This is a genomic window from Bacillus sp. AFS040349, assembly GCF_002577655.1.
Classification (GTDB): domain Bacteria; phylum Bacillota; class Bacilli; order Bacillales; family Bacillaceae; genus Metabacillus.
Genome location: NZ_NUMC01000018.1, coordinates 21951 through 43950, shown reverse-complemented (window position 1 = coordinate 43950; position 22000 = coordinate 21951). Strand labels below are relative to the sequence as shown.

The following is a 22000-nucleotide window of genomic DNA, read 5'->3' as shown; positions in this document are numbered from 1 at the left end:
CACTTTCTCTACAAGCTGAGTGAACTCTAATATGAGTTCACTTTTTTTCATTTTTCAAGTGAGATTTATCACATCAATTTTTATTGGAATCCCTTAACCTTACCTTAAGAAAAGCAAAACGTAAGGGGGATTATGATGAGCAAAAAAATAAAGCACGAAGATCATGAACTTAAAGGTACTTTAATTAGTGTTTTTGTCATTGGTTTTTTCATTATAGTCATGTGGTTTGGTGTTTATTTCTTTTATTTATCACGATAGTTAGGGGGTTTTACAATGCATTTTCATAAATTTGAAAAAATCTGGTTAGGATTTGGAATTATTTCTTTAGTTTTATTTCTAAGTATTATTGGAGTAACAGCATTTGCTTTCAATCATCATCCTTCAGGGGGTATGGATACAATCGATCCTAATAAAGTTGAGCAAACTGCTCCTTTTGACAACCCTGGTGTACATCAAATTGATGACAACACATATGAAGTTATTATCGTTGCAAAAGCATTTGGGTACGATCCAGCGGAAATAAAAGTACCAGTTGGAAAAAAAGTAGTTTTTAAGGTAGCTAGTACTGATGTTACTCATAGCTTCTCAATTGCAAAAACAAATGTAAACATGATGGTTGTACCTGGTCAAATTAATACAAAGGAATATACGTTTGATGAGGCTGGACAGTATTTGGTGATTTGTAACGAGTACTGTGGCACAGGGCATCATTTTATGAAAACAACAATTGAGGTGGTTGAGTGATGAAACAGATTAGTTTAGGAGATAGAAAGCTCGCTATTACAAATATTGTTGTAGCATATATTGCTTTTTTAATAGGTACATTTTGCGGTTTAATGCAGGTGTTTATTAGAAATGATGCACTAACACTTCCACCATGGCTTGACTATTATCAAATACTAACAGCACATGGCGTTTTATTAGCACTTATTTTTACAACTTATTTTATCTTTGCTTTTCTTATTTCTGGAATGAGCTATTCCCTCGGTGCTTTTGGACCGAAAGTACGCCTTTTTTCATGGATTGGATTTTTTGTAACAACAGCCGGAACAATTCTTGCAACTGTCGAAATTATTGCTGGCAGAGCTTCTGTTCTTTACACATTTTACGCACCACTTCAAGCAAGCGGATGGTATTATGTAGGCTTGGCACTATTCGTAGTAGGAACTTGGATATACAGCTTTGCCCTTATTAGTCATTATGTAAAGTGGAAAAAACAACATAAAAAACAACTAAGTCCTTTGTTTGCCTATATGACGATATCTACCTTTATTCTTTGGATTATCGCTTGCCTAGGTGTAGTAGCAACTGTATTATTTCAATTTATTCCTTGGGCATTTGGTTGGGTCGATACTATAAATGTTGAATTGAGCCGTTCACTTTTCTGGTATTTCGGGCACCCGCTCGTATACTTCTGGTTGTTACCTGCTTATATGGCATGGTATGTAGTTGTTCCAAAAATCATTGGAGGAAAAGTTTTTAGTGACTCACTTGCTCGTTTGTCATTCGTGTTATTTATTTTATTTTCTATACCTGTTGGCTTTCACCATCAGCTTACAGAACCAGGTATCTCAAGCTTTTGGAAGTTTTTACAGACAGTTTTAACATTTATGGTTATTATTCCATCATTAATGACTGCTTTCTCTATGTTTGGAACATTCGAAAGAACAGGAAGATTAAAAGGAGCTTCAGGATTATTTGGTTGGTTCTTTAAACTTCCTTGGAAAGATATTCGATTTACATCTTTATTCATTGCTATGTTCTTCTTTATCCCAGGTGGAGCTGGCGGAATAATCAATGCAAGTTTCCAGCTAAACGAGGTTGTCCATAATACTCTTTGGGTTGTTGGACATTTTCACATTACCGTTGGTACACCTGTTGCTATGACATTTATGGGACTAACGTTTTGGTTAATACCTTACTTAACAGGTAGAAAACTAACAAAGTCAATTCAGAAACTGGCTTTCATTCAGATCATTACTTGGTCAATCGGTATGTTGCTCATGAGTACCTCTCAGCATATTTTAGGTTTACTAGGAGCACCGAGACGTACAGCTTATGCCGGTTATATGGATGATCCGACTGCTTTAGAGTGGTTCAATGGAATACTATCAAACCATGTAACAATGGCCATTGGTGGGACGATTCTCTTTTTATCTGCGATGATCTTAATCTATATTGTGTTTCAAACATTGTTCTTTGCACCTAAAGCAAAAACGGAGAATGAACTTGTTGAGTTTCCAATGGCAGAAAGTGACCTTGATCAAACTCCTAAGTATTTGGAGAATTGGTGGATCTGGATCGGTATTGCTTTCGCTTTAATTGCATTTGCTTATACCATTCCTTTAGCTGAGATGATCCATCATGCACCACCTGGCTCCTCAGGATTTAAAACGTGGTAGGAGGTTGATACTATGTTTACCGTTACCTTTTCAATGCTTATTGTAACAACGATCTTAATGGCTCTTTTAGTAGATTTTACAACAAAAGATGAAAATGAATAATGAAAAGGACTCTCCTAATTATTTATGGAGAGCCCTTTTTATATTGTAAGAATATAGCCATAGATTAAGACTGTTATAACTAGATCACAAAGTGAATAAGTGTGTGATTCTCCTTTCAATATTTGACTTGAATAAGATTATAAAAACGTTAGTGGAATGGAGCGGAAGACACTCGACTCCTGCGGGAGAAGAGGAAAGGCTGAGACCCCGCAGGCGAAGGCGAGGAGGCTCAGCTTCCTCCCCGCGGAAAGCGAGTGTCTGGAGCGCAATGAAACGCCCCTCTTTGTTCGTATTACTTCATAAAAAGCACTAAAACAAAAAACAAAAGCAACATTAGCTTTTGTTTTTTATAAGCGGCATATCTGTAAAGGACAATCCTCACAGCGGCAAATGTTCTTAAGACCATTTAAATCAAAAACCGTGATATAGCCCTTATCATAATCTATTAATCCATCTTTTTTCAGTTGACTTAGCATACGTGTCACAGTTTCTCTAGGCGTTCCTATTAAACATGACATTTCATCATGAGTGAATTTTTTTGTAATTTCCCATTTATCACCCTGCTGTTTGCCATATGTGTTTGTCATTCGAATAATTACGGAAGCCATAGCCCCGTTTTTACCAAAAAACATTAAATCACGTAATTTCGTTTGTGTTAGCTGTTGAGAATGACTAACCCATTTTGTAAATTCAATTGAAAAATCACGGTGTTCCCAAAGAAGCAGTTCAACATCATGTAGATCAATCATACCTACAACAGAATCTTCTAATGCTTTTGCGTTCTCTCTTGTTTTATTTTTAGCATTTGGAGGATAATCACCAAAAAGATCATCTTCTTCAAAATAGTTCAATGTGAGAATTTTTCCATCTTCTGTTGCTTTATATAAGTTAATTGTTCCTTCCACTACATAATAGAGAGAATTCACATGGTCTCCCTCAAAAAAGATGTGGTCTCCGCTTTTAAACGTCATCAACTTCATGTTCTTTTTTAACAAATTTAAACTGTCTATAGAAAAGAAATTCGTATTTTTCACATCTTCATTTCTCTTTTTTACACATGTTGTCATCATCATCGCCCCCGTATCGTTTCTTATATCCTTATTGTAAAGCAATGATGAAGAGAAAGTTATCAGGGAATTCCCTTATTTTCATTCAGGGATTCCCCCAATAATACAAAAAGAAGGAGCAGTTGTATCTTTGTGCTCCTTCTTCTTATTGAAAAGGTACCTTTACCTTAATCGTTGTTCCCTCATTTATTTGGGAATGAACTTGCAAATCTGCCTCAATGGACCGCGCTCTTTCCTCCATACTAAATAATCCAACACCATTTCTTTTTGCTTTTGGATCGAAGCCTACTCCATGATCATCAATCACAATATCTAACTCATTTTCACCTTCTATTATTGACAGGGATATCTCATTTGTTTTAGCGTATTTTCTTGCATTAGTCATCGCCTCCTGAACAATGCGATATATGCTTGTTTCAACCTCAGAATCAAGTCGTCTTTGAAGCTTATATGTAAAGTTCGTTTTTAGACCGTAATGCTCATTAAACTTATTTACAAACGATCGAATAGCGGGAATAAGTCCAAGGTCATCTAAAATTGACGGCCGTAACTGCCACGATATTTGACGTATTTCGTCAATAATGTTGGATATTTCGGTTTCCATTTGTTCAATAAATTGATGATTCGAATCCGTCCTTAATCGGTTAATCATAATAAGAAGACTATATAGGTTCTGGCCAATACCATCATGAAGTTCCCGAGAAATTTTCTTCCTCTCCTCTTCTTGTATGCCAATTAACTTACTCATCATTCTCTGTAATTCTTCTTCTGCACGTTTTTTACCAGTAATCTCATTACGAATCGCCAAATATTGATAAGGCTTACCTTTTCCATTTAAAAAAGGAACAATCGTTGTATCAACCCAATAATAGGTTCCATCCTTTGCTCGATTTTTAATTTCTCCCTTCCATACCTTTCCGTTTCCAATTGTCCTCCAGAGGTTTCGAAAAAAATCAGGAGAGTGATAACCAGAGTTAATAATTTTGTGACTTTTCCCAATCAATTCTTCACTACTATATTTTGAAATTTTACAAAATGTTTCATTAACATAAGTAATAATTCCTTTTTGATCAGTTATAGCTACAATAGATGACTCGTCAAGAGCAAATTTAAAATCCATCAATTCAGAGAGAGAGGCTTTTAATTCTGCTTTCATTTTATTGAAGGATGATTTTTGCTCCTTTGCAGTTTCAACATGCAGGACAAAATATAATTGATCTAATAGTAAAAGCCTATTACAATTAACCTGAAATGTTGTAATGGATTGATCTTTTAAAACCCCTAACGTTTCAAATGCTGAACTATCTTCTTGATGTAACAATTGAGTGTTAAAATTAGGAAATAACATGTCTACTTTTTTACCTTTTACCTCTTCTTGTTTAAAGCCAAATATATCTGTCGCTGGGAGGTTAAAGGATTCTATCGTGCCTTGTTCATTAATGATGATGTATACTTGAGAATCTTTTTGAATCATTTATGATGAAATTCCTTTCTTTATGGTTCATTAGATACCATAGCCTAACAATCCCTTTTTTAAAGCATATTCTACAAGTTCAGGTCTTGTTTTTAACTTTAATTTTTCCATAATCCTTGCCTTATGGTTTTCAACTGTTTTAACACTGATAATAAGCTTTTCTGCAATTTCTTTATTTGAAAACCCTTTTGCAATTAATGTTAGGACCTCTTTCTCTCGTTCTGATAGAAGGGAATACGTATCAACATTTGCTCCACTTTGTAATTTATCAAGATAATCCTCCATTAATTTCTTTGTTGCAGTTGGATATAAGTATGCTGAGCCCTCGGCAACAACAGTGATGGCATGAATCAATTCGTTATGAAGTGCACTTTTTAATATACACCCAGAGGCACCAGCCTGGATCACGCGGAATAAGTACTCTTCATCATCATGCATGGTTAAAATAAGAATCTGAACCTCAGGCCACCTTTTCTTAATTTCAACCGTTGCAGATAATCCATCTTTTCCATGTGGCATACTTAAATCCATTAAGACAACTGTTGGCTTAAGCTGTTCCACCATTTTGATAGCCTCGTCACCCTCAGAAGCTTCCCCTACAACCTCCATGTTTTCGATATCATTTATTAATAATTTTAACCCTGTGCGAACAACAGCGTGGTCATCAACTAATAAAATGGATGTTGTCAAAAATATCACCTCTCATTCTGAATAGATAAGGTTAGTTGACTATGATGTTCATCAATTCTCTCTAAATTGATTGCACCTTTAACTAACTCCATCTTTTCTTTGTATTCTATAATATGATCTAAAAACTGTTCATGCTGATTCTTTGATTGAAATTCTATTGTGTAGTTTATTCTAATTTGAACGATTTCTTCCCAAAAGCAAGTGACTTCTAGAAGGCTAACGGTAAAAAGGTCAGCTAGTTTATTTAGCATATCTTTCAGTAGCCGATAAAAAAACACTTCGACTATTTGCGGCAGTCGTTTCTTTTCTCCATAACTATGAATTTGAACTGTTACGCCATTCTTTTTACTATAGTTCATTAAAAAAGCTTCTATTGCCCCGTCTATTCCTTTGTGACAAAAAGGTAGCACATCTTGGGAGATAAACCTTAAGTCCTCGATCGTATGCTTTGTTAATTTTATCATTTCTTCATTTCGAGTTCTATCTTGTCGGTCATCAATATATTGCTGCACATATTGCAAATGGTTAAATAATGCATACATCTTTTGCGCAATATCTTCATGTAAAAGAGAGGAAATTTCCTCTAGCTCCTTTTCATAATGCCGAATCATATGTGTATCAAGTAAATCGTGTTTTTCACTGTTCATACTTTCACCTTTATCCGTAAGCATCTAAGAGTATGAAGTCTACTCTTACCTCTTATTTTAATGAATGGCTGTATTTGAAACTGTGATATTCATCACGGGTAGAAAATTCGGCTTATTATTAATCTAAAAAAAGAGCCACTTTGGGCTCTTTTCTCGTTTATTCTTCAGAAAGATAGTTTTTCACACCATACTCTTCTTGCTTATCTTCTAACCAAGTTGGATATTCAGTTGACAACTTTTCATCGAACAAGATATCTTTAATTTCTTCTTTACTGTTATCAAAGTTTGCTTCAGCAGCTTCTTGAATTTCAGTTACTTTAATAATATGATAGCCGTATTCCGTTTTTACAGGCTCACTTATTTGATCGACCTTCATAGTAAATGCCGCTTTTTCAAATTCTGCTACCATACTTCCTTCTCCAAAAAATCCTAAGTCTCCCCCAGCTTCAGCTGTTGACGTATCTGTTGAATAGTTTTTAGCTAGCTCTGCAAAGTCTTCTCCAGCATCGATCTTTTCTTTCACTTCTTTCGCTGTTTCTTCATCCTCAACTAAGATATGACTTGCCTTCACCTGTTTAGTCTGAGCAAAAGTATCTTTGTTTTCATCAAAATAGGTTTGCATTTCCTCTTCAGTAATTTCAATCTTTGATTCTAGTAATTTTTCAATTTGAAGGTTAACTTTCACGTCTTCTTCTACATCTTCCATCGTTAAGCCGCTCGAAGCTAATGTTTGATTAAACGTGTCTTCTCCACCATATGTGGTGATTAACTCATTAAGCTCTGCATCTACTTCTTCATCAGTTATGGAGATGTTTTCTTTTGCAGTCTCTTGCTCAATGATGCTTTTTGTAATTAATGTGTCTACTGCAGTTGTCCCATTTTGCTTAACAAAATACGAATATAGATCGTCCTTTGTTACTGATTCATTTCCAACTTTTGCAACAACTTCACTTCTCGTAGAAAGAAAAATAAAAATGGCAATTGCTGCTACAACGAGAACCGCAAGGATGCCAATTGTTTTTTTACTTGTTAATAACTTCTCAACCATTTTAAAACTCCCTATTATGTTTATAGTCTTTCAATTTGTAATACTTGACTAGCTTTAACTATAAAGAGAAAGTGTGGGATAAATATGGACGAATTATGGGAAATTATGAAATGGTTACTCATTCAGTAGTTCATTCCGGCTCCTTAAAGAGTTCTTCTGTTTTTTCTACTGAGAATAGATCCTTGCAATAGTATAAAGCGCTTACTAATTCCAAGAAAAAAAGACCCCAAATTGGAGTCTTTTATAGAGCTGCTGTTGCAGCGTCATTATTATTTTTGAACGTTAGCAGCTTGTGGTCCACGAGCTCCTTGCTCTACTTCAAAAGTAACTGTTTGGCCTTCTTCTAAAGTTTTGAAGCCATCACCTTGGATTGCTGAGAAGTGTACGAATACATCGTCTTGTCCTTCTACTTCGATGAAACCGAAACCTTTTTCTGAATTAAACCATTTTACTTTACCTTGTAGCATTGTTTTTCCTCCTGCGTGGTATCTAAAAAGTCCACATTGTATTACTATTCTTGCTAGACAACGATTCTTCAAGAGGAAAAAACTTTTTAAAGCAACTTCCATCTCTCAGTCTTATCCGAACAAAAATAATTAAGTCAATCTTAACACTTATTTTTGTTAAAATCAAGAAACTAAACAAGCTTTTGTCCACAAATGTTCGATAAAAACCTACATATTTCTTACCACTAATGCCCATTATAGTGAATAAACATTTTGATTTAAATGAGGTGGTACAATGAATACCCCTACCTATGAGGATATTTTAAAAATAAATGAAAACCTAAATAACACAAGCTTTTCCCATTGGTATCACGATGATTTATTTACTGTAACATGGTGGTTTCTATTATTATCAACAATTGGACCATTTATAGTATGGAATAAATTTAGAGATCGCAATAGATCACTTGAACTAATTCTTTTCGGACTTATCAGTTCTTTGCTAGCTTCATTTCTAGATGAAGTAGGTATTTTCCTTGGATTGTGGGGATATCCGGACAAGCTTATTCCAATTATTCCGCCACTTGTACCGGCTGATGTTGCCGTTATCCCTGTTTTTTCCATGCTAATCTACCAATATTCACCAACACTTACTTCTTATATATGGAAATATATTATTTTTGCTGGTATACTCGCATTTATGATTGAACCAGCTTTTGTAAAGTTTGATATGTATGCCTATCACAAGTGGTGGACACATACCTGCTCATTTATTGGATTGATTTTATATGGATTGATTATTTACTATTTCATCCGTTTTATTTTAACGCATTTCAAAAAAGCTGATCATTCATTTTAAAATGTTACATCTTCCTTTTCAAAGCGGCCTGTTTATGCTTGATAAAAGGTTACTTGGTTTTTCCCCTTATCTTTAGATTGATAAAGGGCTTGATCTGCTAAGTCGATAACCTCATCAGGTTCTATGCCACATTCAGGCCAAATAGCTCCACCAATACTACATCTAATAACAACCTCAACTCCATCTCCTAACGAGATCGGTGAATTGATAGAACTAATTATGCTTTCTCCTAATTTGATACCTTCATCTATTCTGGAATTTGTTTCACAACGAATAATTAAAATAAATTCATCTCCACCGAGCCGTGCAACAAAATCCCCTTTCTTAACAGACGCCTTCAATCTGTCTGCAACTTTTACTAATAAATCGTCACCAGCCTGATGGCCGTAAGTATCATTTATATCTTTAAAGCCATCCAAATCCATAAATAAAAAGAAATAATTTTCATCATTAGCATCGTTCTCTAACTTTTTATCAATAAAAGAGTATAATGCTACTCTGTTTGGCAGCCCTGTAAGGCTGTCTTTTAGAGCAAGTTTTTTCATTCGTCCAAGCTCAGATTTCGTTTCCATAATGGTATCGACCATTTCTCTTAAGGATAAGGAAAGATCATTCAAATCCCTAATTCGTGTAAAATAAGGTATTTCTGTACGTTCTCCCCTTTTTAGTTGATTGGCTGCAATGGCAATTTCCTTAAGAGGATTGGCAACTCTACCTGCAATAAACCAGCCAATCACAGCAAACAGAATCGCGGCTATCATTCCCACTGTTAATGTATAGCTTTTTAACTTTTCAACCGAAGCAAAGGCAGTGTCAATGGGTTCACGCACAATAATCTTCCAGTTAAGACCTGGATAATTTAAATATCCATCACTATAAGAATAACTTGTTACATAATCTCTTCCATCGGGCCACTTCCTAATATTCCAATTCTGATCAGATATCGAATTGTCATTTGTTAACGATGTCGGCAAAGCAGTACCAATCATATCGTCTGGACCCAACAGAATACGATTGTCTTCTGAGCGAATGATAAATACTTCAACACGCTTTGCACTTTTTAAGTGTGCTTTATATGGCTCAATAATCGACCTATGTATTTCTTTTGACCAATCCCAGCTAAGGTGAGAGGCTAACACCCCCGAAAACTCTCCTTTGTGATTCCGGATTGGAAAACTAATATCAACAAACTCCACAGGTTCTCCATTGGGACTAGGCATTAATTTTGCAAGCAATACTGCTTCATGAACGTCACCGACAAATGGCTTTTTCATTGCTTCAAGATAAACAGGACGCTCTTTAATGCTATTTCCTACTAACATATTGTTTGTTGCTACAATCACTTCTCCTTCTTTATTCGTTATTCCAACCCAGGAAAAAGAAGAGATGTTCTTTTGTAACTCGTTTAAAAGGACTCTCTTGTCATCAAGATTCCCCTCATCTTTTATGGTGTTTAGCTCACTAAGAAGCTTTAATTCGTTATATCGGGACCACATAAAAAAATCTAATTTATCAGCCATCTGATAGGAAACATTTGATAATGAGTTTCCAATTTCTTCTTCCATTTCCTCACTTGATTTAGATCCAACAGAAATAGTCAAAACAGCTGTTAACAATATAATAAAGATTAAAAATGTTAATGAAAAAAATGTCCGTAAACTAACATGTGACATAGGAGATTCTCCTTATTACAACCGTAAATTTAACCACAAGACTCTTCTATCTTATAGCCTATTTTTTATATCGGTAAACTTTAAAAAATCTATACTCTTTCAGAAAAAAATATCTATTTAAAAAGGCAGTTGACACGATGTCAACTGCCTTCCTCTTACTATTAAGCTCTTTTAAATGGCCACCAATTTGCTGCTCCAAATGTTTTTACCATAACTGGAATAAATAATGGTAATACAATGAGAGCATATAACAGTAGTCCTGTTAGAATAATCGATGCTATTTGTATAAGAGATAACATGCCTGATGGAATCATCGCTGCAAATGTCCCACCTAAAATGACAACAGCCGAAATAATAACTGTTCCCATTTTCTTCATCGCAAGCAGCATCGCTTCACCAACTGAAAGATCTTTATATTCATTAAAGCGATCCATTAAGAAAATACTATAATCCACGCCTAAGGCTACTAATATAACAAAGCCGAAGAATGGCACAGCCCAGCTAATTCCTGAATAGCCTAAGATATTAACAAAGATTACTTCATTAATTCCCATAGCTGTATAATAGGTTAGTATTAATGATCCAATAATATAGATTGGCATAATAATTGAGCGGAACAAGAAAACAAGAATAATAGAAATACCAACAAGCATCAAAACAACTGTACGTGAATAATCGTTATTAGACATTGTACTTAAGTCAGCATTCGTACTTGTAATTCCACCAATAGCCACCTTTGCATTTTCAAGCTTCGTATCTTTCGTAGCTCTTTCAATTGCTTCATTTAACTCATCTACTTGATTAATCGCTTCATTTGAATAAGGATTTGCTTTGAAGATGACATCAAGCGTCATGACTTTACGATCGTCAGATAAGTAGGTGTCTAATGCTTGTTCGAAGTCCTCACTCTCTAACACTTCTTCTGGTAAATAAAATCCTGACTCAGATGATTGAGATAAATCTGCTAAATAATCTTGAGCTGAGCCAAGACCATCAGACACCTTATTCAAACCGTCAACACTTTGCGCTAATCCATCTGTTAATTGACTCATTTGACCATTTAAATCACCAAATCCATCAAGTAATTGTTGCTGTCCTTTTGTTACCTCTGAAAGACCATTTGAAAATTGCGGAATACCGTTAACGGCTTGACCTTGGTAATCGGCAAGCTGATTTAACCCAGCTTGTTGCTGATCAATTCCTTGAATTAGTTGTTGAAGTCCGTTTACAATTTGCTGCTGTCCTTCAATTAATTTTTGGAATTGACTATTTGCTGTGTTCATTCCGCCTTGTATTGCCGCAAGTCCAGTATTTAGTTCCTCTATCCCTTTAGATAATCCTGGTAATTGAGTTTGTGCAACATTTTGAACGGTTCCCTTTATTGCAGCATAATTTGAATCTTCCGCTAGTCCCACATATGCTTCATTATTTTCTAAAGCCTCAAAATCTGAATTCAACGATTTTAGTACACCTGATAAATCAGAGATACCTGAACCAATTTTGACATATCCACTATTTAGATTACCAATATTTATTTCAACATCTTGGTATCCCTTTAATAATTGTTTACTTCCTTCTAAAGCTTGTTCAGCCCCTGCCTTAGTTTTTGCTAATCCGTCTTTTATATCACCTGAACCGGCTGAACCTTGACGAATTCCTTCTTCGATTTTCGCTAAATTAGTTTGAAGTTCTGACACACCCGAATTAAGCTTTGTCGTCCCAGTAATTAAATCACCAATACCGTCGGTTGCTTCTTTCAACTTTGGTGCAGAACCTGCCATTTCACTTTCTGCTTCAGCTAAACCATCACTGATTTTTTCGATTCCTTCATTACCTTCTCCAAGGCCTTCTTCAAGACTTTCTGCTTGTTTTGATACATAAAAATCTTCAATTTTTTCTCCAGTCGGTCTTGTTACAGATCGCACAGTGTCAACTAAATCAACCTTTTCTAATTCCTTCGTAATTTTCTCAGCGAGAGCAATGTATTCGGTAGAACCCATCTCTTCATCATTCTTAAGAACTACTTGAGTTGGCATTGAATCCCCAGGTCCAAAGCTATCCGATATAGCATTAAAGGCTTTTATCGAATTATAATCTCCACCTATTTCCTCAAGAGAATTAAATGATAATTCTCCATCATAGAAAGCTAAAAACGGCACAGATACACATGCAACAACAAGAAGTGCAATAAGAGGTCTTGCGAGAGAAAAACGTCCAACAACTCCCCATATTTTGCTATCTTTGTGCTCTAATGTTCCTTTTGATGGCCAGAAGATTTTGTTTCCTAACACTGCCATAAAAAATGGAACAACAGTGAATAAAGCTATTAAAAGAATGGCAACTCCTACTGCAACAGCTGATGCTGATTGATACAATTTAAATTGGGAAAAGCCAATTGCAGCAAACCCAATCATAACAGCCAAGCCACTAAAGAAAACGGTTCTTCCCGCGTTCCGATATGTCTCAACTATTGCCTCTGTAACACTCTCTTTATGTGATAACTCTTCTTTAAAACGACTTAATAAAAGGATACAATAATCTGTCCCGATCCCAAATAATACAGCCACTAGGAAGATTTGTGTAAAGTTCGATATCGGAAAATTCACAACATCAACCAGCACAGAAACGATTGATTGTGATGCTAAGTAGGTAAGACCTACTGTTATTAAAGGTATGATTGGTGCAATAATTGATCGGAAAACTAACAGTAAGACAGCTAAAATAAAGACAACTGTAATTCCCTCAGTTTTCTTTAGACCTTCCTGTGAGCTTGTCATAACATCCTGATCAATCATCCAGCCACTTGTATAATAATGTTCAACATTTACGTCTTCAATTGTTTCATAGAGTAAAGCAGATATCTCTTTTGCTTCACGTTCATTTCTGTTAATCGTCACATTAGCAAGAATCGTTTTTCCATCCTCTGAAACTAACTGCTCTTCTAATGCTTCCTCGTTAAAATGAGTTAAAATATCCGTAACATCTAATTCTTCATTTTTTTCTAACAAGTGAATTGCTTTTTCAGCTTCCTTTATTTCTTCATTCGTTAATTTATTATCATTATGAAAAACGAGAGCTGCTGAAATTTCATCGCCTACACTTTCTTTCTCCTGGACTTCATTCATGATCTCGTCGGCTAACGATGATGAATAACCATCTGGCACACTAACCTGGCCTTTTTCCTTTACTAGGTCCGCCATGTTAGGAGCAACTAAAAATAATCCTACAACAACCGCTATCCATCCAATGATAACAAACCATCTGCCTTTAATAATTGCGTTCACAACTACTCCTCCATTTTACAGTCTTTTAAATTATCCAACAGAGTGTTTAATTTCTCATATGTTTCAATAAATGAGACAATTTCTTCTTCATCAAAACTGGTAATGATCGACTCAACCAACCTATGAATTTTCTCTTCTGTTTTTTCAAACAATTCTGTTCCCTTTTCCGTTAAGGTTAAATAAATAACCCTACGGTCATTTTCATCCCTTGTTCGTTTAATTAACTCCTTTTCTGTTAGTCGATTAATGATTGCTGTAATGGCACTTTTTTTCACATCAAAGATCTCAGATAGCTCAGTAGATGTACACGTACCAACTTTATGTATATATCTGAGCGTATAGTGCTGGTCGTTTGTTATAAAGTCTCCAATACTATCCTTAACAAGACTTTCCCCCTTTTTGGTAACAGAAAAGCTTACTGCAAGATACCGATTAATTAATTCTTCTATTTGTTTTTCCTTCATAAAAGGAGCCACCCTTTCAAAGTAATTAAACTATTTAACTATTAACGTGTTTAATTATAATTTTTTTATCTTCTTCTGTCAATAAATAATTCTTATTCTTTCTGTATAAAATCATTCATAACATCTAACAAGTTATATTTAGCATATAGTTACCAATAAAGGGAAACATAGGAGTAAAAGAAAAGGAGAGGTATAGATGAGATCTTTCATAGGACGTAGACGATTCATTAATAAAGAATATCAACACATTTCGTTACTTTTCTTTATTATTTTTGGTTTACTTTGTGTTGGTTATTTCGTAGATTATCTTGTTTTTCATGATTGGTCATTTTTATATGTCACCTCTCTTGCTCCGCTTTTTCTTGGAATTGTTTATAAGTTAAAAAGTAAAGGGGAAGGTGAAAAGAAAATTGTTTTAACACCAAAAAGATAGTCCAATAAAAAAAGAAGGAGCAACTATTGCCCCTTCCTCTGTTTCTCACTCTCTAATGTTACGATCGCAGACTCAAGATACATCTTATATTTCTCTGCTTCCTCTGTTTGTTCAGTATGTAATACTTTAATGATTCTTTCAAAGTTATCAATCAAATGATCTTCCTTCATTCCACGTGAAGTTAGAATATTATTTAGCCAAAGGGCGTAGTCAATAAACAGCTTTTCCTCATTAAGAGAATAGGCCGTATCTAAATGCTTAAAATGATGATAATTATCTTCAACACATTTTTTTCTTCCTAGTTCTCCATATTTTTCTTCTAAAATTGGATAGGCCTCATATATACCTTCTACAATCTCATCAATCATAGAGGCAATGACTTCCTGCTTCATTCTGCCACCACTTCAAATCTTTGAACAATTGGTTTAATAGATGCAAGTTCTTGATCAGGGTAATTTTTCTCCAGTTCATGCACTTTTTTGTATGCATCACTTGTTACCCAGTTCAAATAATCTTGCTTTGTTTTCCAATTAATTTGAACGGTTAATTCATTAGGTTTTACTTCGTTTTGTAATAACTGAAACGATTGAAACCCCTCATATGTATCGACAAGTTTAGAACGTGTCTGATATATTCCAATAACCTCTTCCACCTTTTCTATTGGGACATTGAAGGTTGAATGAACAATATACATGTAAAACTCTCTCCCCGCGTAGATAGTGTATGATGCTTCCTTCACTATTATAGATGAAGATAGGTTTACCTGAAAACTATCCTGTCTTTTACTGAAAATTGTATATCTATATCATACTCTCCCCTTTTTTTTGAAATACTATCATAGAATTTGAAACAGTGGGGGTTAGAATGTGAAAAAAATGCCAATGACTTCAATTACTAGCGGAATGGGAATTGAGGTAGTACCAGATGTTTTTTGTTTATCTGTTCAAATCGTAAATGTCGTATTTATTGGAGATCCCAAGCAGTCTAATGAATTTGTCTTAGTCGATGCAGGAATGCCCGAATCACATGAGCTCATTATCTCTGAAGCCCAAAAGCGATTCGGGGAGGGCTGCAAACCTACTAGTATCGTTTTAACACATGGACATTTTGACCATGTAGGAGCGTTAAAAGAACTGCTAAATAAATGGGATGTTCCAGTATATGCCCATCCTTTAGAAGCACCTTATCTGTCTGGAAGAAGTGACTATCCACCACCAAACCCAGAGGCTGAAGGACTGGTTGCTAAAATGTCACCGATGTTTCCAAGACATAGTATAGATGTTAGTTCAAATCTTGAACTGCTAAATGAGGAGGGAATTATTCCTTCTTTAGCGGACTGGCGGTTCATTCATACACCTGGACATACGCCTGGTCACATTTCTTTGTTCAGAGAATATGATCGAGCTCTAATTGTCGGAGATGCTTTTACTACAGTTGAACAAGAATCCTTATATGACGTGATGACCCAAAAACAAGAAATGCATGGTCCACCTGCATACTTTACTATAGATTGGAAAGCTGCTGAAGAATCTGTAAAAAAACTCGAGTCTCTTAAACCTACCATCGCTGTATCAGGCCATGGTCTTCCGATAGCTGATGATGAATTAACAACGAATTTAAAAAAGCTTGTTGATACTTTTGCTGAAACTGAAGTACCTGAAAATAAGAAATAAAATGTTTCTAACGCATTAGCGTTTCCTGCTATTGCGTTTTTTTATGGTTACTTTCATGACAAATAAATCCTGATAATGTGTTTCTAACCTCTTAATTTTCACCATACACTTTAATGATGACAAATTAAGGAGGGACCTCATGATTATCATAGGAAACAGAGAAGTAAATGGAAACGAATTAAAATCCTCCGCTTTTAAGACAGAACAAATTGAAATGATCGACAAAATGGATCGTTATCAAGAAAGCTATTCTTTTATGAATAATCAGCATTTTCAATTCACACTCCAAATACGATATGCAACAATCCAGGCTGCTCGTCACTTATTGGCCAGTAAGGCTAAATTTACGACCTTTGAGCGTGCGCACTGTAATGAGCGTTTCTGGAATTTAACAGAGCAAGGCGGATTTAAACTAAAGCAAGGAATGAATCCAGCTGATGCCATTAACGATATTTTCCTGAATGGTGAAGAGTATGGATTTGAATGTGCTACTGCGATGGTTATCATCTTTTATAAAGCTGTTTTAGATTCCATTAATAATGCTCAATTCAACCGTATTTATCAGGGCATTTACCTTCGCGACTGGCAATCAGATAATGATTTGCCAATCTATACTAGACGGGGAAATGATTATTTACCAGGAGATTGCTTGTATTTTGATAATCCTCAATTTAATCCAAAAACACCCCAATGGCGAGGAGAAAATGTGATTGATTTAGGTAATGACCTTTATTTCGGTCATGGTATCGGCATAAAAACAGCAGAAGGAATCATTGAATCCTTAAATAAGAGAAGAAAAGCTTATGCAACGGAGTCTGCGTATCTTCTTTCACAAGTTACCAGATTAGATAACCGGTATCTGTATCAATTCTCTAATAATGCTCAATCTAGAGCTCAGATTCCAACTTTTCTTGCTTCAAAAACAATCGTTAGTAAAATAGGCAGTGCCACTTTTTATCATTAAGCTACTAAAGAAAAGGCAATCGGGAACGACCGATTGCCTTTTCTTTACATTTATTTGGTTCTCTTCCTTTTTATTCTACCGAATAAGTACATAATCATTGTCACAATAACAGAAAGCAGTGTGTATAGTAGCACCCAAATGAAAAAGGATTCATTAAATAGAAGGAGCATTAAAAAGGTAAAGAGGACAAATAGAATGGCTGGTGTAACATAGGTTTTTTTCGTTACACTGTAACCAACTATTGAAATGATAAGTACGATGATTGGGAAAACCAAAAAGATAAGCTGAAATTCCATACTTCACCTCAAACGGTATGTGCTTTTATGTTTTCTCATTTTACCATAAAACAAATAAAAGAAACCATCTTAGGGTGGAGCTTATTATTTCCACAATCAACATATTTCATTAAAATTTCACACTTATCTAATGATCTTGAAATAAACATCACGTTGTCTTGGGCCATCAAATTCACAGAAGTAAATTCCTTGCCATGTTCCAAGTAATAATCTTCCATTTGTAACGATTATTGTTTGTGAGCTGCCAACAGTGCTCGCTTTCATATGTGCTGCTGTGTTACCTTCTCCATGTAAATCTTTTACAAGTTTCCATGGGTAAACTTCATCAAAGCGTCGCAACATATCAGTTTTAACATCTGGGTCGGCATTTTCATTGATCGTAATTCCAGCTGTTGTATGTGGACAATATACCAAAACTGCACCCTCGTCCGTATTCTGCTCATTTATGAACGATTGAACTAAATGCGTGACTTCAATCATTTCATCCCGTTTATGAGTTTCTAACGTGTGTTTCCTTAACATAAAAAATCTCCTTTCTATTCCTATTAACACTAGTATATACCGTTAAAAGCAGTCTCTTAAACATTTTCGTTTCTTAGATAGAATTGAAGACACAGTTAAGAAAAAAACTAGTCCATTTTAACGTAACAGGTTCGGTTTACGGTTCAACTCTTCAAGAATCACCAAGATAAGCTACTAAGCGTAGAAACTCCTCTTATTGAGGAAATAGCACAAAAAATAGATTAAATAGACGGAAAGATTACGCCTATTTAATTGAAAAAGATGAAAATGGACCATTTTACTTTACTTAACCGGAAAAACTCCGCTTATATCCCTCAACCGAGTTCTATTCTTCAGTTTAACAGGAAGAACTCCGCTTATTGAAACTATCATCGGTTACTCAATTAATCCGTCACTCAGACATCCCCCTGGTAGTTACATATCATTTTTAGCTCACCAATTGGAAAAACAATGAGCATTTCATGCAGACAAAACTTTATGTCTCCATGTTAAAAGTGGTTCGAAATTCAGAGCGAATTTACCATTCATTTTAATAACCCATATAAATCAACAAAAAAGAAGCAGTCTTATTCATTTGCGAATAGGACTGCTAATTGGCGTGCTAATTTAGTTTTTGTATCGTGTAACCAAATCTGTTAATTTTACAAAACTAGTTTTTTTCTTTTATTTATTGTCATCTCCATTTTCGCTAGGAATAAGGATTTGACCACTCCAGTCCTTTTTAAGCAAAGTCTGAAGAATTAACTTTGACAGCTTACTTGGTTGATAAGGCTTTATCAGGTATTCGTTAGCACCAAGAGCCAAACCCTTTTCTTTTTCATCTAAAGCCGTTGAAATAAAGATTGGTATTGACTTAAATTCATCTATTGCTTTTAATTCCTTAATAATTTCCCAACCATCAAGCCCTTTTTCCTCTAACATGATATCCAGGACAATAGCATCGGGCTTTTCTTCTTTTATTGCTGCTAATGCCTCTTCCCCATTACTGTAGATTTTTACATAAAAATGACTTTCCTCTAATTCTGTTTGCAGAAGATTTGCAAGATTGTTATCATCTTCAACAATAATGACATTCACTTTCCCCTTGTTTTCCTGATCATGTGGCTTATCATCTTGAAGATTTCCCCCAATAACTAATGGAAAGCTAACAGTAAAAGTACTACCTTCTTTTAATACAGATTGTACGAAAACATCACCTTCATGGGCTTTCATGATTTCTTTTACAATAGCTAAACCTAGTCCTGTTCCACCGATTCTTCTTCTATCAGAATTATCTACTCTATAAAACTTCGTAAACAATTTATGAATTGCATCTTCCGGGATCCCAAGACCTTGGTCTTTAACGGAAACATTCAAATTAGGTCCTTCTTCAAATACATTTATTAAGATGTCTCCTCCATCTGGAGAATATTTAATAGCATTGCTTATTAAATTATTAAATACTTGGCCAATCTTATCTTTATCTCCTAATACCATCGTATTACTTGTCTGAATATCACAATGTATAGTGTGAGAAGGGTTATTCACTTGATATGTTTCAATAATATTCATAATAAGCGGAACGAGATCATCGTACTTTTTATCATAAGTTTGTTTTCCGGCTTCCATTCGTTGAACATCCAGGAAATCATTAATTAAAGCTGTCAATCGCTTCGCTTCTTGGTAAATGGTTGTTAAATATTTTCTTTGTCGTTCAGGCTTTAATTCCTTATTCAGCATAAGTTCTGTAAAGCCAAGAACACTTGCTAGAGGTGTTCTAAGTTCATGGCTTACCGTGCTGACGAACTCAGACTTCATCACATCAACTTCATATTCCTTTGTGATATCACGGTGGACAATAACGGTTCCGAATTTTTCACCTGCTCTAGTCAGTGGTTCACAATATACTTGAACCACACGATTAGCAGGACTATGTTGATGATAGATAAAAGAAGATTGATCTGTTTTACCGTCTATGAGAATTGAGTCAAAAAATTGTTTTAATTCTTGTTTATTTTCAACGGAATTTGCTAGTTTAGAAAGCCATTTTTCATATGAATCATCAACAAGAGTGTCCCTGTGACATTCAATAATATCACATATTTTTTGATTAACCTGTATCACTTTACCCTTTACATCAATAAGCTGAATTCCTTCATTAATAGTATCTAGAATATCTTGTGTTAATAAACGCTCTTCCTCAGAATGTTCAAAAATATGAATTTTATCTAGAGAAATGGCAATCTGTTTGCTAAGTCCGTCATATTCCACTAATTCATCCTCTTTGAAGGATGTAGAATATCTTGAATAGACCATAATAGCCTCCATCTCACCTGATGATGATAGTACAGGCATATACAGATCGTAACAATAGGATTTAGCAAGATGGAATCCTTTTTCTTCCTCATTGCACTCTCGTTTTATTGTATAAGGTTTTCTAAGATCCTTTAACTTCTCAATTTCACCTGAATTTATGTTATGAATAAATTGCTCTACACCTTCTGAAGAAAGACCAATACTAGCATGTTGATGAGTGCGATCCATCACAACAACAACCCCTTTATCAGCCCCTATTACCTCACACATTGTTTGCACAATACTGTCCAATACTTTTTGTTTATCTAGTGTATTAGCAATACCTTTTACAAGGTCATTACGTCTCTTAAGATCCAGCTCTCTTTTTTGAGCAATTTCTAAAGCTTCTTCAAGCTCAGTTTGCTGTGCCTGTAATTCATCCTGCTGAGCTAGTAACTCTTCATTCTGTGCACTAAGGTCTTGCTCCTTATCTTGTATACTCTTTGTCATTTTCTCAAATGCAGAAGAGAGTAGCCCTAATTCATCTTGTCGATTGGATGTATCAGTGAATAAAATAGGATTTCCATCTGTTATTTGACCTGCAGCAAGGGTTAGCTTATTTAAAGGAATACCGATATTGTTCAGCATTTTTCGAACAAAACCAACCATAGCTATGATTAACAATAATAAAAATACACCAAACAATGTTTGACTTAATGCAATTTTACTTCTTTGTTCGTCTTTCCGTATGGTAAGCTGCTCTTCAAGTTTTGTTGTATATTTCTTGATATTATCTTGATATGTTCGTATTGTATCTGAACCATTTTGATTTACAGCTATTTGATAAACTTGATCTTCTTGATTACTATCATAAAGCGCCTTAGACTTTGGCATAATATCTTCAAAGTAATATTGATAAAAGTCCTTTGTTTGCTGGATAAATAAAACATCTTCTTCCGTATCAGCGACACTTTCCAACTCTTCTATTTTTCCAACAACTTTGTCTCTTTGTTTTAAAACTGCATTATAATACGTTTCTTCACCTTTATAAGCAAAATAGGCTCTCATTTCTGAAATTGCTAAATTGAAGGAGTAATCCAAGTCTGAAACAATTGTTTCTTTTACTTCCAATTTTCTACTTTCACTATCAAAGTTATCCAAAATTGAGTTTTCATAAATCATCAAAGCCGCTACTAAAAGGCTAAAGACTAAAATAATCGTGAAAGTCAAAACACCATATTGTCTTGCCAAACTTGTTTTTATATATTTATCGAGCTTCACCTAAAATCTCCTCAATTCTTTCAACAAGCTGTATTGGGCTAAAAGGCTTTGACATAAAATAATCCGCTCCCGCTTCTAGTACCTTTTGCTGATCTGTTGCCTGACTCTTTGCACTTAGCATCATGATTTTTGTTTGTATGTTTTCCTTTCGTATCAATTCAATTAATTCTAAGCCGGTATAAACAGGCATCATATAATCTAGCAAAATAAGATCATACTCATTCTGCTTGATAAGATCGTACGCCTCTTGCCCATCACAAGCTTCATCAATTGAATACCCCTCATCTTCAAGAGTATCAACAACAAGCATTCGTAACACTTCTTCATCTTCTGCAAGTAATATTTTTGACATATACTTTAACTCCCTACATCGCTTTCTTTTAAAAATCTCAGACCTGTAT

Annotated in this window: 22 protein-coding genes; 7 read left to right on the top strand and 15 right to left on the bottom strand. The window is 34.9% G+C overall.

The genetic code is table 11. From position 1 onward, the window contains the following. Positions 1–135 precede the first annotated feature (135 nt). From COD11_RS05380 to COD11_RS05370, 3 genes are read left to right on the top strand one after another with little or no spacing between them, the layout of a single operon-like run. A complete protein-coding gene (locus COD11_RS05380) occupies positions 136–258 on the top strand; it encodes a cytochrome c oxidase subunit 2A (protein ID WP_483296276.1) in 123 nt (40 codons plus the stop codon). Between the two features lie 15 nt (positions 259–273). Beyond that, complete coding sequence (locus COD11_RS05375) at positions 274–744, top strand: cytochrome c oxidase subunit II (RefSeq protein ID WP_098795738.1); 471 nt, start codon at positions 274–276, stop codon at positions 742–744. After that, complete coding sequence (locus COD11_RS05370; RefSeq protein WP_098795737.1) at positions 744–2402, top strand: b(o/a)3-type cytochrome-c oxidase subunit 1; 1659 nt, start codon at positions 744–746, stop codon at positions 2400–2402. Before COD11_RS05375 ends, COD11_RS05370 begins: the two co-directional genes overlap by 1 nt. A 449-nt stretch (positions 2403–2851) precedes the next feature. Here COD11_RS05370 and COD11_RS05365 read toward each other — a convergent pair whose 3' ends face one another. The 6 genes from COD11_RS05365 to COD11_RS05340 form a co-directional block, all read right to left on the bottom strand. Then, on the bottom strand, positions 2852–3571 hold the full coding sequence (locus tag COD11_RS05365; RefSeq protein ID WP_176550984.1) for a Crp/Fnr family transcriptional regulator: 720 nt from the start codon (positions 3569–3571) through the stop codon (positions 2852–2854). A 145-nt stretch (positions 3572–3716) separates the two neighbouring features. Further along, positions 3717–5045, bottom strand: coding sequence for a PAS domain-containing sensor histidine kinase (locus COD11_RS05360; protein WP_098795735.1), 1329 nt, complete (start codon positions 5043–5045; stop codon positions 3717–3719). Positions 5046–5075: 30 nt separating this feature from the next. Further along, positions 5076–5735: a response regulator gene (locus tag COD11_RS05355; protein WP_255301540.1), complete on the bottom strand. Its 660-nt coding sequence runs from the start codon at positions 5733–5735 to the stop codon at positions 5076–5078. Positions 5736–5740: 5 nt separating this feature from the next. Next, on the bottom strand, positions 5741–6382 hold the full coding sequence (locus COD11_RS05350) for a sensor histidine kinase (protein WP_141549650.1): 642 nt from the start codon (positions 6380–6382) through the stop codon (positions 5741–5743). A gap of 157 nt (positions 6383–6539) precedes the next feature. Further along, complete coding sequence (locus tag COD11_RS05345; RefSeq protein WP_098795733.1) at positions 6540–7430, bottom strand: foldase protein PrsA; 891 nt, start codon at positions 7428–7430, stop codon at positions 6540–6542. A 269-nt stretch (positions 7431–7699) separates the two neighbouring features. After that, positions 7700–7897 (bottom strand): cold-shock protein, encoded by a 198-nt coding sequence (locus COD11_RS05340; RefSeq protein WP_026558957.1) that lies wholly within the window; start codon positions 7895–7897, stop codon positions 7700–7702. A 274-nt stretch (positions 7898–8171) separates the two neighbouring features. Here COD11_RS05340 and COD11_RS05335 point away from each other — a divergent pair, with 274 nt between their 5' ends. Beyond that, positions 8172–8735: a CBO0543 family protein gene (locus COD11_RS05335; protein WP_098795732.1), complete on the top strand. Its 564-nt coding sequence runs from the start codon at positions 8172–8174 to the stop codon at positions 8733–8735. Between the two features lie 32 nt (positions 8736–8767). On the opposite strand, the gene COD11_RS05330 is transcribed toward COD11_RS05335, so the two are convergent. The 3 genes from COD11_RS05330 to COD11_RS05320 all read right to left on the bottom strand — a co-directional run bounded on the left by COD11_RS05330 (position 8768) and on the right by COD11_RS05320 (position 14156). Next, a complete protein-coding gene (locus tag COD11_RS05330) occupies positions 8768–10408 on the bottom strand; it encodes a sensor domain-containing diguanylate cyclase (protein WP_098795731.1) in 1641 nt (546 codons plus the stop codon). A 161-nt stretch (positions 10409–10569) separates the two neighbouring features. Then, positions 10570–13692 carry an MMPL family transporter gene (locus tag COD11_RS05325; protein WP_098795730.1) on the bottom strand — a complete coding sequence of 1041 codons (3123 nt, stop codon included), beginning with the start codon at positions 13690–13692 and terminating at the stop codon, positions 10570–10572. A gap of 2 nt (positions 13693–13694) precedes the next feature. Then, entirely contained in the window at positions 13695–14156 is a 462-nt protein-coding gene (locus COD11_RS05320; RefSeq protein WP_098795729.1) for a MarR family winged helix-turn-helix transcriptional regulator, read from the bottom strand. A 196-nt stretch (positions 14157–14352) separates the two neighbouring features. Here COD11_RS05320 and COD11_RS05315 point away from each other — a divergent pair, with 196 nt between their 5' ends. Continuing rightward, a complete protein-coding gene (locus COD11_RS05315) occupies positions 14353–14589 on the top strand; it encodes a hypothetical protein (RefSeq protein WP_098795728.1) in 237 nt (78 codons plus the stop codon). Positions 14590–14612: 23 nt separating this feature from the next. On the opposite strand, the gene COD11_RS05310 is transcribed toward COD11_RS05315, so the two are convergent. Then, entirely contained in the window at positions 14613–14981 is a 369-nt protein-coding gene (locus COD11_RS05310; protein WP_098795727.1) for a hypothetical protein, read from the bottom strand. Next, positions 14978–15283, bottom strand: coding sequence for an antibiotic biosynthesis monooxygenase family protein (locus COD11_RS05305; protein WP_098795726.1), 306 nt, complete (start codon positions 15281–15283; stop codon positions 14978–14980). The genes COD11_RS05310 and COD11_RS05305 overlap by 4 nt, the downstream gene beginning before the upstream one ends. A gap of 181 nt (positions 15284–15464) precedes the next feature. Here COD11_RS05305 and COD11_RS05300 point away from each other — a divergent pair, with 181 nt between their 5' ends. Both COD11_RS05300 and COD11_RS05295 read left to right on the top strand, forming a co-directional pair. After that, a complete protein-coding gene (locus COD11_RS05300; RefSeq protein WP_098795741.1) occupies positions 15465–16262 on the top strand; it encodes an MBL fold metallo-hydrolase in 798 nt (265 codons plus the stop codon). 139 nt (positions 16263–16401) lie between these two features. After that, positions 16402–17226, top strand: coding sequence for a protein-glutamine gamma-glutamyltransferase (locus COD11_RS05295; RefSeq protein ID WP_098795725.1), 825 nt, complete (start codon positions 16402–16404; stop codon positions 17224–17226). Between the two features lie 50 nt (positions 17227–17276). Here the strand turns inward: COD11_RS05295 and COD11_RS05290 are convergent, their stop codons facing one another. The 4 genes from COD11_RS05290 to COD11_RS05275 all read right to left on the bottom strand — a co-directional run bounded on the left by COD11_RS05290 (position 17277) and on the right by COD11_RS05275 (position 21951). After that, positions 17277–17522 carry a DUF2651 family protein gene (locus COD11_RS05290; RefSeq protein WP_098795724.1) on the bottom strand — a complete coding sequence of 82 codons (246 nt, stop codon included), beginning with the start codon at positions 17520–17522 and terminating at the stop codon, positions 17277–17279. Between the two features lie 123 nt (positions 17523–17645). Beyond that, positions 17646–18044, bottom strand: coding sequence for a secondary thiamine-phosphate synthase enzyme YjbQ (locus COD11_RS05285; protein WP_098795723.1), 399 nt, complete (start codon positions 18042–18044; stop codon positions 17646–17648). A gap of 663 nt (positions 18045–18707) precedes the next feature. Further along, entirely contained in the window at positions 18708–21599 is a 2892-nt protein-coding gene (locus tag COD11_RS05280; RefSeq protein ID WP_098795722.1) for an ATP-binding protein, read from the bottom strand. Next, positions 21586–21951 carry a response regulator transcription factor gene (locus COD11_RS05275; RefSeq protein WP_098795721.1) on the bottom strand — a complete coding sequence of 122 codons (366 nt, stop codon included), beginning with the start codon at positions 21949–21951 and terminating at the stop codon, positions 21586–21588. Before COD11_RS05275 ends, COD11_RS05280 begins: the two co-directional genes overlap by 14 nt. Between the last annotated feature and the right edge of the window lie 49 nt (positions 21952–22000).

Bases quoted from the DNA above. Each gene is read 5' to 3' on its own strand.
- COD11_RS05380 (WP_483296276.1), top strand. From the start codon at position 136: ATGAGCAAAAAAATAAAGCACGAAGATCATGAACTTAAAGGTACTTTA.
- COD11_RS05375 (WP_098795738.1), top strand. From the start codon at position 274: ATGCATTTTCATAAATTTGAAAAAATCTGGTTAGGATTTGGAATTATT.
- COD11_RS05370 (WP_098795737.1), top strand. From the start codon at position 744: ATGAAACAGATTAGTTTAGGAGATAGAAAGCTCGCTATTACAAATATT.
- COD11_RS05365 (WP_176550984.1), bottom strand. From the start codon at position 3,571: ATGACAACATGTGTAAAAAAGAGAAATGAAGATGTGAAAAATACGAAT.
- COD11_RS05360 (WP_098795735.1), bottom strand. From the start codon at position 5,045: ATGATTCAAAAAGATTCTCAAGTATACATCATCATTAATGAACAAGGC.
- COD11_RS05350 (WP_141549650.1), bottom strand. From the start codon at position 6,382: ATGAACAGTGAAAAACACGATTTACTTGATACACATATGATTCGGCAT.
- COD11_RS05345 (WP_098795733.1), bottom strand. From the start codon at position 7,430: ATGGTTGAGAAGTTATTAACAAGTAAAAAAACAATTGGCATCCTTGCG.
- COD11_RS05340 (WP_026558957.1), bottom strand. From the start codon at position 7,897: ATGCTACAAGGTAAAGTAAAATGGTTTAATTCAGAAAAAGGTTTCGGT.
- COD11_RS05335 (WP_098795732.1), top strand. From the start codon at position 8,172: ATGAATACCCCTACCTATGAGGATATTTTAAAAATAAATGAAAACCTA.
- COD11_RS05330 (WP_098795731.1), bottom strand. From the start codon at position 10,408: ATGTCACATGTTAGTTTACGGACATTTTTTTCATTAACATTTTTAATC.
- COD11_RS05320 (WP_098795729.1), bottom strand. From the start codon at position 14,156: ATGAAGGAAAAACAAATAGAAGAATTAATTAATCGGTATCTTGCAGTA.
- COD11_RS05315 (WP_098795728.1), top strand. From the start codon at position 14,353: ATGAGATCTTTCATAGGACGTAGACGATTCATTAATAAAGAATATCAA.
- COD11_RS05310 (WP_098795727.1), bottom strand. From the start codon at position 14,981: ATGAAGCAGGAAGTCATTGCCTCTATGATTGATGAGATTGTAGAAGGT.
- COD11_RS05305 (WP_098795726.1), bottom strand. From the start codon at position 15,283: ATGTATATTGTTCATTCAACCTTCAATGTCCCAATAGAAAAGGTGGAA.
- COD11_RS05300 (WP_098795741.1), top strand. From the start codon at position 15,465: ATGCCAATGACTTCAATTACTAGCGGAATGGGAATTGAGGTAGTACCA.
- COD11_RS05295 (WP_098795725.1), top strand. From the start codon at position 16,402: ATGATTATCATAGGAAACAGAGAAGTAAATGGAAACGAATTAAAATCC.
- COD11_RS05290 (WP_098795724.1), bottom strand. From the start codon at position 17,522: ATGGAATTTCAGCTTATCTTTTTGGTTTTCCCAATCATCGTACTTATC.
- COD11_RS05285 (WP_098795723.1), bottom strand. From the start codon at position 18,044: ATGTTAAGGAAACACACGTTAGAAACTCATAAACGGGATGAAATGATT.
- COD11_RS05275 (WP_098795721.1), bottom strand. From the start codon at position 21,951: ATGTCAAAAATATTACTTGCAGAAGATGAAGAAGTGTTACGAATGCTT.